This window comes from Bacillus sp. RC251 (genome assembly GCF_044908765.1).
GTDB lineage: Bacteria > Bacillota > Bacilli > Bacillales > Bacillaceae_G > Bacillus_A > Bacillus_A wiedmannii.
The window spans coordinates 92634-106594 of sequence record NZ_JBIYDP010000011.1; the positions used below are offsets into that span (position 1 = coordinate 92634).

General features: G+C 35.0%; 22 protein-coding genes. 11 read left to right on the forward strand and 11 right to left on the reverse strand.

The annotated features are described in order from the left end of the window. Window positions 1-59 precede the first annotated feature (59 nt). The 3 genes from ABH961_RS24210 to ABH961_RS24220 are packed head-to-tail and all read left to right on the forward strand — an operon-like array spanning window position 60 to window position 1832. Window positions 60-824 carry a MerR family transcriptional regulator gene (locus ABH961_RS24210; RefSeq protein ID WP_404520165.1) on the forward strand — a complete coding sequence of 255 codons (765 nt, stop codon included), beginning with the start codon at window positions 60-62 and terminating at the stop codon, window positions 822-824. Beyond that, on the forward strand, window positions 821-1516 hold the full coding sequence (locus tag ABH961_RS24215; RefSeq protein ID WP_000126254.1) for a DMT family transporter: 696 nt from the start codon (window positions 821-823) through the stop codon (window positions 1514-1516). Before ABH961_RS24210 ends, ABH961_RS24215 begins: the two co-directional genes overlap by 4 nt. A 1-nt stretch (window position 1517) precedes the next feature. Continuing rightward, a complete protein-coding gene (locus ABH961_RS24220) occupies window positions 1518-1832 on the forward strand; it encodes a DMT family transporter (protein WP_000312450.1) in 315 nt (104 codons plus the stop codon). A gap of 26 nt (window positions 1833-1858) precedes the next feature. Here ABH961_RS24220 and ABH961_RS24225 read toward each other — a convergent pair whose 3' ends face one another. From ABH961_RS24225 to ytzI, 6 genes are read right to left on the reverse strand one after another with little or no spacing between them, the layout of a single operon-like run. Next, the gene (locus ABH961_RS24225; RefSeq protein ID WP_071721099.1) at window positions 1859-2089 is read right to left on the reverse strand and encodes a YczI family protein; all 231 of its coding nucleotides are present in this window, start codon (window positions 2087-2089) and stop codon (window positions 1859-1861) included. Between the two features lie 11 nt (window positions 2090-2100). Then, window positions 2101-2340, reverse strand: coding sequence for a hypothetical protein (locus tag ABH961_RS24230; RefSeq protein WP_000548108.1), 240 nt, complete (start codon window positions 2338-2340; stop codon window positions 2101-2103). A 27-nt stretch (window positions 2341-2367) separates the two neighbouring features. Next, window positions 2368-2601 carry a DUF3953 domain-containing protein gene (locus ABH961_RS24235; protein ID WP_098076017.1) on the reverse strand — a complete coding sequence of 78 codons (234 nt, stop codon included), beginning with the start codon at window positions 2599-2601 and terminating at the stop codon, window positions 2368-2370. 28 nt (window positions 2602-2629) lie between these two features. Next, window positions 2630-2860 carry a YczI family protein gene (locus ABH961_RS24240; RefSeq protein ID WP_048541040.1) on the reverse strand — a complete coding sequence of 77 codons (231 nt, stop codon included), beginning with the start codon at window positions 2858-2860 and terminating at the stop codon, window positions 2630-2632. Between the two features lie 43 nt (window positions 2861-2903). Further along, window positions 2904-3101 (reverse strand): DUF3953 domain-containing protein, encoded by a 198-nt coding sequence (locus tag ABH961_RS24245; RefSeq protein ID WP_048541071.1) that lies wholly within the window; start codon window positions 3099-3101, stop codon window positions 2904-2906. After that, a complete protein-coding gene (ytzI, locus tag ABH961_RS24250; protein ID WP_000472802.1) occupies window positions 3094-3243 on the reverse strand; it encodes a YtzI protein in 150 nt (49 codons plus the stop codon). Before ytzI ends, ABH961_RS24245 begins: the two co-directional genes overlap by 8 nt. Before the next feature lie 83 nt (window positions 3244-3326). On the opposite strand from ytzI, the gene ABH961_RS24255 reads away from it, so the two are divergent. The 3 genes from ABH961_RS24255 (at window position 3327) to ABH961_RS24265 (ending at window position 4858) form a co-directional block, all read left to right on the forward strand. Then, window positions 3327-3644, forward strand: coding sequence for a hypothetical protein (locus tag ABH961_RS24255; protein WP_000448410.1), 318 nt, complete (start codon window positions 3327-3329; stop codon window positions 3642-3644). Between the two features lie 84 nt (window positions 3645-3728). After that, window positions 3729-4208, forward strand: coding sequence for an antimutator 8-oxo-(dGTP/GTP)ase (mutTA, locus tag ABH961_RS24260; RefSeq protein ID WP_000276386.1), 480 nt, complete (start codon window positions 3729-3731; stop codon window positions 4206-4208). A gap of 113 nt (window positions 4209-4321) precedes the next feature. Then, the gene (locus ABH961_RS24265; RefSeq protein WP_098076013.1) at window positions 4322-4858 is read left to right on the forward strand and encodes a DUF3267 domain-containing protein; all 537 of its coding nucleotides are present in this window, start codon (window positions 4322-4324) and stop codon (window positions 4856-4858) included. A 103-nt stretch (window positions 4859-4961) separates the two neighbouring features. On the opposite strand, the gene ABH961_RS24270 is transcribed toward ABH961_RS24265, so the two are convergent. After that, the gene (locus ABH961_RS24270; RefSeq protein ID WP_098642337.1) at window positions 4962-5633 is read right to left on the reverse strand and encodes an HAD family hydrolase; all 672 of its coding nucleotides are present in this window, start codon (window positions 5631-5633) and stop codon (window positions 4962-4964) included. A 93-nt stretch (window positions 5634-5726) separates the two neighbouring features. Here ABH961_RS24270 and ABH961_RS24275 point away from each other — a divergent pair, with 93 nt between their 5' ends. Together ABH961_RS24275 and ABH961_RS24280 are read left to right on the forward strand one after the other, a co-directional pair. Continuing rightward, a complete protein-coding gene (locus ABH961_RS24275; protein WP_098642338.1) occupies window positions 5727-6839 on the forward strand; it encodes a hypothetical protein in 1113 nt (370 codons plus the stop codon). Window positions 6840-7053: 214 nt separating this feature from the next. Then, a complete protein-coding gene (locus ABH961_RS24280; RefSeq protein WP_000849118.1) occupies window positions 7054-7281 on the forward strand; it encodes a hypothetical protein in 228 nt (75 codons plus the stop codon). A gap of 33 nt (window positions 7282-7314) precedes the next feature. Here ABH961_RS24280 and ABH961_RS24285 read toward each other — a convergent pair whose 3' ends face one another. From ABH961_RS24285 to ABH961_RS24295, 3 genes are read right to left on the reverse strand one after another with little or no spacing between them, the layout of a single operon-like run. Next, window positions 7315-8121 (reverse strand): ABC transporter permease, encoded by an 807-nt coding sequence (locus tag ABH961_RS24285; RefSeq protein ID WP_088064640.1) that lies wholly within the window; start codon window positions 8119-8121, stop codon window positions 7315-7317. Further along, on the reverse strand, window positions 8114-8878 hold the full coding sequence (locus ABH961_RS24290) for an ABC transporter ATP-binding protein (RefSeq protein ID WP_098047246.1): 765 nt from the start codon (window positions 8876-8878) through the stop codon (window positions 8114-8116). The genes ABH961_RS24285 and ABH961_RS24290 overlap by 8 nt, the downstream gene beginning before the upstream one ends. A gap of 11 nt (window positions 8879-8889) precedes the next feature. After that, window positions 8890-9897, reverse strand: coding sequence for an ABC transporter substrate-binding protein (locus tag ABH961_RS24295; RefSeq protein ID WP_142330271.1), 1008 nt, complete (start codon window positions 9895-9897; stop codon window positions 8890-8892). Window positions 9898-10017: 120 nt separating this feature from the next. Between ABH961_RS24295 and ABH961_RS24300 the strand changes: the two genes are divergently transcribed. The 3 genes from ABH961_RS24300 to ABH961_RS24310 all read left to right on the forward strand — a co-directional run bounded on the left by ABH961_RS24300 (window position 10018) and on the right by ABH961_RS24310 (window position 12934). Beyond that, a complete protein-coding gene (locus ABH961_RS24300) occupies window positions 10018-10314 on the forward strand; it encodes a DUF3986 family protein (RefSeq protein ID WP_048541057.1) in 297 nt (98 codons plus the stop codon). 11 nt (window positions 10315-10325) lie between these two features. Next, on the forward strand, window positions 10326-10556 hold the full coding sequence (locus ABH961_RS24305) for a hypothetical protein (protein WP_048541060.1): 231 nt from the start codon (window positions 10326-10328) through the stop codon (window positions 10554-10556). Between the two features lie 227 nt (window positions 10557-10783). Further along, window positions 10784-12934, forward strand: coding sequence for an LTA synthase family protein (locus ABH961_RS24310; protein ID WP_141519941.1), 2151 nt, complete (start codon window positions 10784-10786; stop codon window positions 12932-12934). Window positions 12935-13142: 208 nt separating this feature from the next. On the opposite strand, the gene ABH961_RS24315 is transcribed toward ABH961_RS24310, so the two are convergent. Continuing rightward, the gene (locus ABH961_RS24315; RefSeq protein WP_098068483.1) at window positions 13143-13952 is read right to left on the reverse strand and encodes an alpha/beta fold hydrolase; all 810 of its coding nucleotides are present in this window, start codon (window positions 13950-13952) and stop codon (window positions 13143-13145) included. Window positions 13953-13961 lie beyond the last annotated feature (9 nt).

A 13961-nucleotide genomic window follows, 5' to 3' on the forward strand; every position in this document is an offset into this window, starting at 1 on the left:
TTAACGTATACGTCAAAGTTTATAGTAGGGATAAATAAAGTAAGTAAAGGGAGGAAATGATGGATAAGTATAGCATTGGCGAAATTTCAAAAGAAACGAATGTAACGACGAGAACACTTAGATATTATGAGGAAATTGGATTGTTAAGACCGTCTTATGTTGCTGATTCAGGATATCGTTACTATTCAAAAGATGATGTAATTACATTGCAGCAAATCACAACTTTTAAAAAGCTTGGTTTTAAGCTTTCAGAAATAAAAGAAGTATTAAAAGAAGAAAAGGGGATTTCAGAAGAAGGAAGATGGAAAAATGCGATTCAAAATGAAATTCAAACAATACAAGGGGAAGTAAAAAGATTACAGGATTTAGAAAAGCTACTATATACAGCATTTCATTCCATTGAATTAACAGGAGAGCTTAGAACAGAAGATTTAATGTTATTTATAAAATCAGTACAGGGAATTGATCAGAGGGAGAAATTTTGGAAAAGATATTTTAATGAGGAAGAGCAGCAGATTATTCAGGGCTTACCAACATTTGAAGAAAACGATAAAAGAACGAAAGAGTGGCTGCAAGTATTAAGAGAAATTCACGAGCGTATAAATGAACCAGTAGATTCACCAGAAGTTCAACAATTGGCGGAAAAAGTAGTGACTTTTTCCATGCATATATTTCAAGAAGATGAACAATTAATAAATAAGTATTGGGAATTAATTAGACCTGAAGAGGGGGAGATTGCAAAAGTATATGGACTTGATTCGGAAACAATGAAATATATAGATGAAATGGTAGATTATTATTTGAAAAAGGAGGAAGATAAATGACAGCTATGCAAAAAGAGAAGCTATATGGAAAGGGGCACGCACGATTAGAGCGGCAATACTTTTATAAACATGTGGGCATTTTCATTCTTGCGCAGCTTTTATTTATTTTTCTAATAGGGCTTGTACCAGCTCAAGAGTTACCAAGTGGATCTTATATTCTTCATATGAAAGAATGGATTTTGAATAAACAAATAGGCTTTTATAAAAATGAAACTGTTAATACCATTATCAGTGTTTGGACATCGGTGCTCATTATTCATTTTATATGGGCGATGTCGTATATCTTTTTTCCGAAAAAGAAACGTAGTTCGCTAAAGCAAGAAACACGACAAGAGGTAAAAGAAGGAGTGGAAAAGAAAAAGGAGATTAGTACAAATAGGGCGTGGCTGTATTTAGTATTTGGAGGCTTAATCGAAATATATTGGGCAACAGGATTAAAAACAAATTCGATGAGCATTTTGACACTTATTGCAATTTTAGTTAGTTTTCATCTATTAATTGAAGCAACTAAAAGAATCCCAATTGGAACGGCATATGCAGTATTTACTGGAATTGGGACAGTGGGAACGATAGTAGTAGATATTTTATATTTTAAAGAGCCATTTTCGTTTATTAAAATTTTCCTTGTTTGTTTTTTAGCACTATTTATTATCGGATTGAAATTTAGTGGCGACAAGGAAGAGGTGAAATAAAATGGCGTGGATGTATTTAATTATAGCTGGGCTTTTTGAAATTGTCGGTGTAATTGGGATAAAGAAAGTAGCAAAAGATAATAATTGGACGAATAATATTATTTTAATAGGTGGATTTATTATTAGTTTTCAATTTTTAACGATGGCGCTCCAAGAAATTCAGTTATCAATTGCATATGCAGTTTGGACTGGAATTGGGACGCTCGGGGCAGCAGTTGTCGGTATTTTATTTTTTCAAGAGCCGAAAAATGCTTTTCGGATTATTTGTATCGTTGGAATTATGGGGACGATTATTGGGTTGAAAATGGTGAGTTAAAGAAGAGCAAAACATGCTCTTCTTTTTTATGAAAGTATACTAGACACCCCAACATATAAAACAAAGGCAGAACCGAGAAAATAAACAAATGCTTTTGCTTTTTGCCGCTCTTTTATTTCATCGATTCCAAAAAGGATAAACATAATACTCAAAAGGATAAAAACGTATGGTAAAAGCATAGAGAGGTTTGCGAAGAAGCTGAATAGGGCGAGAATAAGAGCGATAGTAGCTATTATAATTCGAATGTTTTTTAACATATAATCCTCCTTTAAAAGAACATTATAAATGGAATAACAAAAACAATCGTAAAAAGACTTAAACCGATGCTAATAGTTCCAATTTGTTTTTGCTGTTTTTGAATCGTCTCAATTCCTACTAAAATGCCATATAAACTAAAGAGGAACAAAATGATAGGTGAAAAGATTTGAAAGTTCATTGTAAAGGTGCTGTATAAGCATAAGATTAAAGTAATAAAAACGATGATGAGTTGTATTTGTCTAATATGCATTTTAGCCCTCCTTAGTAGAAAGAGAAGTTACCGAGAGAAAATAATAACAATAGCAACGATTAAAGTGAATACGCCAGAAAAGAAGGAGAGTGTACTATGTACTTTCTTTTGTTTCTGTTTTTCTTCTGCGCTCATGATGAAGGTCATAACAGATAAGGCGATGAACATATAAGGCATTGTAACAAGTGCGTTTGTCAACATTCCGGATAAAGCGAGAGCGATGACGATAAGAGCCGATACAATTCGTAATATTTTTAGCATACAAATCTCCACCTTTTAAATAGATTATTTACCGAAATATTTCTGAGAAGCCAAGCAGTAAAGCACCAGCTCCAACCATGAAAGCAAGTATGCTGCTAGATTGTTTCTGTTTTTTTATTTCCTCTAAACCTATAGTGAAAGCCATAGCCCCTAAGAAAATGAACATGTAAGGCATAATGTCTCTGTTACCGCTAATAAATCCATAGATTGCTATAGATAAGGCGATAAGTGCAAAAGTAATTCGAACGCCTTTTAACATAAAAGCCCTCCTTCTAGTTTATGTAGGTAATGATGAGAACAATCTAAATGAAAGCACCTGCAACAATACAAATAAATCTAGTTCCTGAATCCTTTTTCCTTATTTGTTCAATGGTAATAAGAAACAGTAAAACTCCTAATAGAGATTGTGAAAGTGGTAGAAAGTTATGTTGACCTGCCAGTAAACGAATACTGAATATGATGTGGGCTAAAATAAGTAGTATATGAAGCGTATTATGAATTCTTCTTGCTGTTTTTTGTATAAGGGTTATCTTCTGGCTTATCAACAGAATGTTTATAAGCGTAGCCTTTATTAATCGTCATGACGGAGAGTACTAGTATGACTAGGACGATTATAATACCGATAATTAATATTTTGAACATGGAATCCCTCCTTTTCTTTATTTTACATAATTTTGTAATTGATGAAAACAATAGAAATTAAAAGGATGAAAGAAGGGTGTTACATGGAGACGAAAAAAACATATTATATATCAATAGGAAACGGTCAAATTTCACAAGTGAAGACGGCGGATACGTATAATTTTGAGATTTCCGCAAGTGATGAGGAAATTACGGAGTTAAGAGAGTATTTTGATCAAGCATATGTAGAGGATTTAGGTTCATTTGTACGTTCTCACGTTCCATTTGTTGAGTATCATCACGATTCGAATAATGACCGATATGATGAACAACTACAAAAAGCATATAAAATGATTTACGATTTAGGTAATCATGAGACGAAAGAATTAGTCGCGCAAATGGGAATAATCAATGGATTGTAATTGGATAATATTATGCAGAAAAGCGAGAATATGCTACAATTTGTGGTAGGAAAAACTTGTAACCATCAATAGGGGAGTAATGGCATGTACAAATTTAAAGATTATTACCACAATACTGTACAATTATCGTTTGAACGTTATCCATTTTCTCCTGAGCCAAAGCATGTTTGGGTTGTATGCCGGTACGGGGATCAATGGTTATTAACGCATCATTTACGTCGCGGTCTTGAATTTCCAGGTGGTAAAGTAGAATTAGGGGAAACACCGGAAGAAGCGGCAGTTCGAGAGGTTCATGAAGAAACCGGCGGCATAGTTTCTGATTTAACTTACTTAGGACAATATAAAGTATCTGGAAAAGACAAAATAATCATTAAAAACATTTATTTTGCAACAATTAGTGCGGTAGAAGAACATACGCATTACGAAGAAACGAAAGGATCTGTTTTATTAACAGACATTCCTGATAACATTAAAACGGATAGAAAATTTAGCTTTATAATGCGTGACGATGTACTGGCGCGCACGATGAAACATATAGAAGAAATCGGCTGTTTTACGAAGTAAAGTGGCCGGTTTCTTTTTTTTGTGTGTAAGAATAAATGTAAATATATCTTTACATTATTTTGGGTATATTATACAATTTTGTAAATATATATTTACATTTTAGGAGGGGGAAGATGGATAAAAGAAAAGAAACGACTGTTACTGTTTCGATGGGGAAATTAAATTTCTATTCATGTTGTATAGCATTTGCTCTGGCGATTGGAGTTAGTTTTTTACATTCACTTCTTTCAGGTGAGTTTCAAATTGAAATTACGTTACCAACCTTGTTTCTTTTTATTATCGCAATGATTGTTCTTGTTTGTATTCATGAAGCGATACATTTAATAGGGTTTCGCTATATCGGTGATGTTCCGTGGAGTGAACTAAAATGGGGTGTTAATTGGAAATTAGGTGTTGCATATGCTCATTCTAAACAGGCGATTACAGTAAAGCAAATGAAGAAAGTGTTAATGCTGCCGTTTTTACCAACTGGAATTTTGCCAATTGTAATTGGGTTAGCTACGAACGTGCAATCCATCTCATTTTTAGGGATTTTACTAACAGCAGGTTGTATAGGTGACATTGCCCTATATCAAAAAGTATCAAAGTTTCCAGAGGATGCGCAAGTTAAAGATCATCCGAGTAAACCGCAGTTTACAGTATATGAATAATAAAGGAAGGGGAGGCGCTAGAGTAGCGACCTCCTCTTGTTGTTGTCACTTTTTTTCGGTAAGTCGATATATTGCAAAAATCGCTGATGTAATTTATTTACTATTATTTTGTTTTCAGCTCTATCTCTACAAACGAAAGCACCTCCAACAAATCATTCACTACACGTGGATGTTCAAAGTCACTCCAAAACAAATCTCTCTTCCACACACCAAGAATCCCTACTCGTTCAGAACCAAGCACATCGTTTTCTGGATGATCTCCAACGTAAAGACACTCTGCGGCCTTAACGTCTAGCTTTTGCAAAGCTCGTTCGAAAATTTCAGGATGTGGTTTTTTAATCCCTTCCGCTTCTGAAACGAGAATTGTATTTGTATACGTATGTATGTTTAGTGCACGAAGATTGTTCATTTGAAAGTCAGTAAAGCCGTTTGTAATAATGCCAATTTTAATATTTTGCTGTGTTAAACGTTGGAGTAATTCATGCATATTTTGGAAAGGGATACAATGATGTTGAAAATTTGTAATGTAGTCGTGCAGCAGTTGCTCTGGTGTTAAAGTGGTAATGTTGTATTCGCAAAGGAGAGTAGCATATACTTTATCTTTCCACGTATAGCCATTATTATCTAGCTCAAGAAATCGAGAACAATAATCTGATTTTTCTATGTTCATTAAATGAGAGGCAAAGCGATTATATTGATCATGAATAAATTGTTCTAGAGATTGGGGCCGATCTAATAGTGTTCCATCTAAGTCGAATAAGATTGCTCGAATCATGGGAAACCTCCTTACAGTTTGTATAATTAATTATCGCATATTCGTTAAAAAATGATTATGATATTTTTGTAGAATGGAACGACGGAGGTTTATATGAAGGAACTGTATGGCAAGTTAGTAGGGGTGATCGTCGCAATTGGTTTAATAGCAGGATGCGATAGTTCTATGAAGAGTGTGAAGGAAAAAGAAGTTTGTAAAACAGAAGAAGAATGCGTGGAAATAGGAGATAATAAACTTCAAAAAGTATATGAAAAAATAGATGGATTATCTGAGCTTGAAGCAGTAGAAGATTATGATATAGAAGAGCATGAAAATGCGGATATGAAAGGGGCAGAGCAGAAAAAAGAGGATGACGAAAATTATTTCTTTTTAGCTTCTTATTATATTGATGGTGATGAAATTGTAGATCCTTATTTTGAAAAAATAGAACGAAAACGTTTAAATAAAGTATTCGCTGAAGATAAAGAAGCGAAAGAAGAGGTGCTACAACAGCGTCAAGATAGAGGGTATCATGAAGACTTATGGGATATGTACCGTACTCTCATTCCAGCTAAATATCGCGGGAATATAACAGAATTTGATTTAATAACGGACGGTTATGACGGCGTTGTTGCCCACGTTATGCCTAGTATGGAGAATCCGAAAGATTGGATTCTTAGCTTAGATACGCTTGATTCTGCGGTAAATATCGATGAAGTGATGAAAACATTAATTCATGAGACGGCTCACGTGTTGACACTCGGGCATAAGCAAATACCAGTAGATGAAAAGTATGTAAAGGATTTTGAAGAAGATAAAGATAATTCAACATACCGAAATGACTGTGGAACTCTTTTCTTACAAGAGGGGTGTGCGAAGGGAAAATCTTATATTAATCAATTTTATAACTCTTTCTGGAAGGACATTGAGCAGGAGTGGACAGAAAAGAAAGTGGAAGAAAGTGAAGAAACTCAAATTGAATTTTTTAAAGAAAAGCATGAGGAGTTTGTATCACAGTATGGAACGACAAATGTAGCGGAAGATATTGCAGATACGTTTACAGCATTTATGTTGCAAGATTCAAAAAAGGTGAAAGAAGGATCGGAGTTAAAGTATAAAAAAATTGCGTTCTTCTATCAGTTCCCTGAGCTTGTAAAAATGAGAGCGGAAGTGTTGTCGGGATTAGATGATATCTCAAAAACGATAGAACAACAAAGCGGACAATAATGAAAGGTATATATTTTAGCCAAGAAAACGTAAAGAATTTTAGTTCTTTGCGTTTTTTATGTTGATAAAATTGAAAATTCTGTCTTTTTTCAAAAAAGAAGAAGGAACTGAAGCTTTAAAAGAGAATTAGTATAAAAATGTCACAAATTAGACACAATTATAATGCGCATATTGTAGGGACTATAAGTTTACTCTCAAGGAGGTAATGAAACGTATGAAAACGATTCTTGCGGTTGCTGGTCTCATTTGGGTAATGTCTCACGGTTTTCCGATTTTTGAAGGAGAGCAAATTCGTAGTGCATTAAATAAAAAGTATGATGATTATCATGTAATAGATCGAAAAGAAAATGTCGTTACAGTACGTGTGAAAGATTGTTTCCATACAGTTACGGTTGCGGATGGAAACGTTACAAATGAAACAAAGATGTGTGATAAAAGGTAAAGAAAGAAGCTGACTATAGTCTATCGTCCTAAGTCAGCTTCTTTTTCGTTTTCCAATTAAAAGTTTTTCAAATGCCTCAACAAACACATACATAAGTGTTGCGAGGACGCAGGTGAGTAGTACGCTCAGTAAGACGAGCGTGAAATTAAACACTTGGAATCCGTAGCTAATTAAGTAGCCAAGACCTTGTTTAGAGACGAGAAGTTCGCCGAATATAACACCGACCCATGATAAACCAACGTTCACTTTTAACGTTGAAATAATTGCTGGGAAGGATGCAGGGAGAACGACTTGCTTATAACATTGCCATTTATTTGCGCCAAAGGTGTCCATCACTTTTATATAGTTAGAATCGACTTCTTGAAATGCGCTGTAAATAACGAGAATGGTAATGATGATGGAAATGATTACCCCCATTGCAATCGACGAAGAAATATTTGGACCGAAGATTACAATAATAATGGGTCCAAGTGCCACTTTTGGCATGGCGTTTAGGACGACGAGATAGGGGTCGAGCACGCGAGCGAGAAGTGGCATCCACCAAAGAAAAGTAGCGATAATAGCGCCGAGCACTGTTCCAAGAATGAAGCCTACTCCTGTTTCAAGTAATGTCGTCCATATGTGAACCCAAAGCGAACCGTCAATCCATTTACTAAGGAAGAGATCCCAAATGCTTGAAGGAGAGCTAAAGAGTAAAGGATCAATCCACTCTTTTTTGCTAGCTATTTCCCATAGTGAAAAGAAAAGAATGAGCAGTAAAAGCTGCAGTGAGCGTGCTAACCATGCGCGCTTGCGTTCTTTTTTCTGAAACTGTTCATGTAGTTGCTTTATATTATCCAATTCGCTCCAGCTCCTTCCATATATCTTGGAAGAGGGATGGGAAGTCGTGATGATGGCGTGATTCTAACGGTGATAAGGAACGGATGCTTTCAGGGACGATAAATGTTTTTGCAATTTTCCCGGGATTCGCTTGTAGTAAATAAATACGATCACTCATCGCAATGGCTTCTTCAATATCATGTGTTACGAGTAGTGACGTTTTCTTATATTTGCGTAGTAAGTTGAAAACGAGATCTTCTAGTTTCAATTTCGTTTGATAATCGAGCGCTGAGAATGGTTCATCTAGCAATAAAATTTTAGGATCGGTCGCTAACGTTCGAACGAGAGCGGCACGTTGACGCATACCGCCGGACAGTTCACGAGGGTATTGCTCTTCTACATCATGTAGGCCGACTTGTTTTAAAAGCTGTAAAGTATGTTCTTTCGTCTGTTCATTGTAAATTTTTCGGGTGTGAAGTCCGAGCATAATATTTTCTTCAATTGTTTTCCAAGGAAACAAGTAATCTTGCTGCAACATGTACCCCATAGATGAAGTTTTCGTTGTAATAGGCTCACCATCTAAAAAGACGATGCCTTCAATTGGATCAAGCAGCCCAGCAATAATGGAGAGGAGTGTCGTTTTGCCGCAACCACTTGGACCGAGTATAGAAATAAATTCGCCTTCTGCCACTTGTAAACTCATGTCTTCGAGAATCAATTTAGCATTCTCTTTTTCGAAAAAGCAGTGAGAAACGTTACGTATTTGTAAAAAACTCATACACTTCGCCTCTATTTCTTAATAATGCTTTCGGCAATTTTTGTATTGACGAGCGCTTCATGTGGAACTTCTTTTTGTAATTCGCCAGCTTCTTTCATAATCGTTTGGAGCTGTTTCCATTCTTCAACATCTAATAGCGGATTTGTTGCATAAGAATGTTGCTTTTTATAACGTTCAATTACTTTTACTGTAATGTCCTTTGAAGTGTCTTTAAATAACGGAGAAACGGCATCAGCAATCTCTTCTGGACTATGTGTATCAACCCATTGTTGTGCTTTATAGAGAGCACGTGTGAATTTTTCAGCAGCAGCTTTATCTTTCTTTAAGAAACTTTCTTTTGCCATGAACGTTGTATACGGAACAGTACCAGATTCATTTCCGAATGAAGCGACAATATATCCTTTACCTTCTTTTTCAAATATACTTGCAGTCGGTTCAAAGAGCTGTACAAATTCCCCAGTACCAGATGCAAAGGCACTTGCAATGTTAGCAAATTCGATGTTTTGAATTAAGTTTGTATCTTTGTGGGGATCAATGCCATTTTTCTTTAAAACGTATTCTCCAACCATTTGCGGCATGCCGCCTTTACGTTGTCCTAAAAACGTAACACCTTTTACGTCATTCCAATTAAAAGAGTCTAATTTTTTACGCGAAACTAAAAATGTTCCGTCTGTTTGTGTAAGTTGTGCGAAGTTAATGATAGGGTCTTTTGCACCTTGTTGATGAACGTAAATAGACGTTTCAGAACCGACGAGAGCAATATCAATTCCGCCAGATAATAGGGCGGTCATCGTTTTATCTCCGCCAGCTGTTGTTTGGAGGTCAATATTTAATCCTTCATCTTTAAAAAATCCTTTTTCAATCCCGACATATAACGGGGCGTAGAAGAGAGAATGGGTAACTTCGCCGATGCGAATGTTTTGCGTTTGTTCTTTCGTACCTTCCTTTTTACTACTGCAAGCAGCAAATGTGAAAACAGCTAGTAACATGATGCAAAAAACAGCTATTAATTTTTTCACTATATGACACCTCCTAGAAGTCACTCTACAAGCATGATATGTAGGTAAGTGCCCATATGTGAGTGTAGATAGCAGGAATTTTTTGGGTGATAAAGAAGTACAAATATAAGGGGTGATAAAATGGATTACGAATATGATGATAGCGTACATTTACATCTTGATTATTTCGGAACAGAATATGATATGGAATCGATTGCTTATAAGCGGAAGAATGAAGACGTGTGGGATGTGTATTTTAATTTTGGGGCATATGGTCTTCAGAAAGATGAGCTTGAGACAGGTAGATTTATGGACGAATATGCTGGTCATTACATTTTTTCTGTACATGCGCGTGATCTTAGCTGGGAATTTGGAAGTGCTCAATTTGAAGAGTGGGTTTTGAGAAATCAAATAGTAGAAAAATCGCTGCAAAAATAGGGAGGAATTTTGTGGTCGATTTTCTTATTTTTTTGTTCATTTTCGTAGTCGGATTTTTTATTATGCAAGTACTCGTTTATCGATTTGCAAAGAAAAACATTCAAAAATATACAAAAATAAAATGGATTCATATGTGGCTAGAGATGAATATGAAAAAAGGACCGAGATTAGATCTTTTTGATTTTGTAGTTATCGTACTTGTATGTATTATATGGAAAGTATGGATGTATTCTCTTGTGTAATAAATATGCCTATATTTGTTAAAATGAAGGAGAATCTGTCATTGTTGATAGGTTCTTTTCTTATGTTAATCATTTTGAACAGCATCATTCATTTATGCTGTTAGAATATAGAGATGAAGAAGCTATATTTTTAAGAAGAAATTAAGGATACGCATGTATAATACAAACACATAGGGAGACTAACTGCATACAAATATGTTATTTTGTATAGGACAACATGTTCGTTGATGCGAGACGAAGGGGTAAAGGAAAGAGGGAATAAATTGCGTTTTAATGTTTTTACACAGCGACGAAGAAGAGATGAATTTCATTTTAGTTTCTCGGCTCAGCAACCGAGACCGAGAAAGAATCTATTAATTTCTATCATTCTTAGTGGAATGTGGGCGATCTGTTTAGAAACGCTATTCTTTGTTATGTTAAGGTCTTTCGAATTTCAGAGAACTAAAGATTTTTTTAATGGGGAAATACCGCTAAGTATACTCATTATTGTTTTGTGGAGTGTACTACTATACATCATTCATTTGAATAAAGGCATTAGTCATAAGCTTAGGCCGACGATTCAAGCTTACATCTTATTATTTTTAATTGCTCATGCAATAAATTGGATATATATTATGATGCAGGAGAATATGAGTCTTGTATCAGTGAATAACTGGGTTTATGAGCGATATGGACAGTATATATTAAGTTTATTATTTATTTATATGGTATATGTTTTTGTGTATAGTTTACTTGGACGAATCTTTTTGAGCGTCACGATAATAAGTTTGGTGCTAATTGTTTTTGGGATTGTGAACCATTTTAAACTCATTTTTAGAGGAGATCCATTCTATCCATCTGATTTCACACAGATTACTCAAATGCAGTCTGTTATACCAATGGTTATGGACTATTTTAGTTGGTGGAATATATTTTTGGGAATATTCGGGATTACCCTGCTTGTATATTTAATTATGTATATACGAAAGCATACTCCAGTTATAAAGCCTAATATAATTACGAGAATTATTTTCATATGTGCTTCTACGTTTATGGTGTATGCATATAGTAATTATCCTAATACATTTATGAGTAATGTATTGCAAAAATATGGGGTAACCTTTGTGGCTTGGAATCAAAATATAAACTATGCTGATAATGGTTTTGTTTTAGGATTTGTCAGTAACTTAGACACGACTGTCATTGAGAAGCCAGAAGAATATTCAAAAGAAACTATGCTACAAATTTCAAATAATATAAAGAAACAATATGGAAGCAATGTAGGGAAAAAAGAAAAGACCGAGAAGCCAAATATTATATTTTTCATGAGTGAAGCTTTTTGGGATCCAACAAAGCTAATGAATCTTTCATTTAGCGAGGATCCGGTGCCGAATTTACATCACTATATTGAGAATTTTCCGGGTGGACAAACAGTATCTCCTGTATTCGGGGGAAACACAGCGAATACAGAATTTGAAGCGTTAACGAGCTATTCAATGAGCTTTTTAAAGCAAGGTTCTATACCATATCAACAAGCGGTGACAGGGCAGAGAGAAATTCCGTCTATCGCAAGTGAATTGAAAAAACATGGATATTACACGAATGCAATTCATGCTTATGGAAGATCATTTTATAAGCGGGATGATGTATATAATGTTTTAGGAATTGATAATTTCAATGCAGAAGATACAATGAACAACGTAGAGGTAGATGGGGATTATATTAGCGATGTATCTATTAGCAAAGAAATAATAGAGGAATTGAATAAGAGAAAGCAACCTACGTTTATTCATGCAGTTACGATGCAAAATCATTTTCCATTCAATCCAGGAAGATTTGAAGAAAAGCAAATAGAAATTAGCGGATTAACAGATGAGGGATCGAAGGCAGAATTAGAAACATATACTGAGGGTGTACGTCGTTCTGATGAGGCTCTAAAATATTTAGTAGAACAAATTCAAGAGCTGGAAAGACCTACTATATTGGTTTTCTTTGGAGATCACTTACCAATATTAGGGGTAAATAAAGCTATCTATGAAGAAGCTGGATATATAGAGAATGAAGAAACTATAAATGAAAGGTTAGCTATGTCAGAAACACCATTGTTAATGTACGCAAATTTCGATTTGCCAAATGACAATTTAGGTTTAGTAAGTCCGATTTATTTTTCTAATCTTGTTTTGGATTATGCAGGGATCAATAAATCACCGTTTTATCAATTTTTATCGGAAATGCATAAAGAAATACCAGTCCTTAAAGATGAGTTAAAGGTTAATAAAGATGGGGAAGAGATAACAGATTTAACAAAGAAACAAAAAGAAATGTTAGAGCAATATAAAATGATCCAATATGATTTACTTGCTGGAAAGCAGTATAGTAAAGATATACTTTTTAAATAGAACAAACAAAAAGAACTTGTATAACGATACAAGTTCTTTTTTTTATAGTATTTAACGGGGTAACCAGACAAGCTGGGTTTAGGGAGTATTACCTGTACATTTAGTATAAATGAAAATGTAATCGTTTTATTTATTGATTTGTGAGAAACATGTGAATTTTAATCTTTTCAAAAAATGCGTTCCAATTGAAGCGATTTGGTATAGATTTTTATGAATGCAAAAACTTTATAAGTTCTTCGTTTAATTCATCCGCTTGATCGATCGGGGAGCCGTGACCACTATTTGTAAGAGGATGTAACTGAGAATTTTTAATCCGCTTTTGCGTAAGTTCAGCGCTTTTGTAAGGGATAAGTTGATCGTGAATACCGTGGAATATTTTTGTTGGGACGTTAATTTTACTTAAATCTTTCGTTACATCTTCATTTGCGGCAGCTTGCAATATTTTGATGAGAGCGTAGGAAGCAGACTGCATGCCGAGATAAGAAAACCATTCTAACGTAGCAGATCCTAAGTTTCTATTGAAAAATGATAAAGATACATCATTTAAAAATTTTGGCATATTGGCATACATTTGATTAATGAGGGTATCTGCTTGTTCTTTTGGGACACCATAGGGAGATTCTTGATTTTTAACGAAAGAGGGAGAAACAGCATCGATTAATACAAGTTTAGAAATACGACGGCCATTGTAGCGGGACATGTACCGAATAGAAAGAGCGCCACCTACTGAAAAACCGACTAATGTAGCATTTTCTACTTGAAGTGCTTCGAGAACAATGGCGATATCGTCTGCTAAACGATCGTATGTGTAACCAGTCCATGGTTTATCAGATTGCCCGTTTCCGCGTATATCCATAGCGATACAGCGGAAACCATGCTGTGGTAAAACATTGAGTTGATATTGGTACATTTGATGATTTAAAGGCCAGCCATGAACGAAAAACACGGTTTTACTACCGGGCCCAGGATTAACGTCTTGCACAAAAATATGCACATCTTTCTCGACGGTAACAAACATAAATTATCC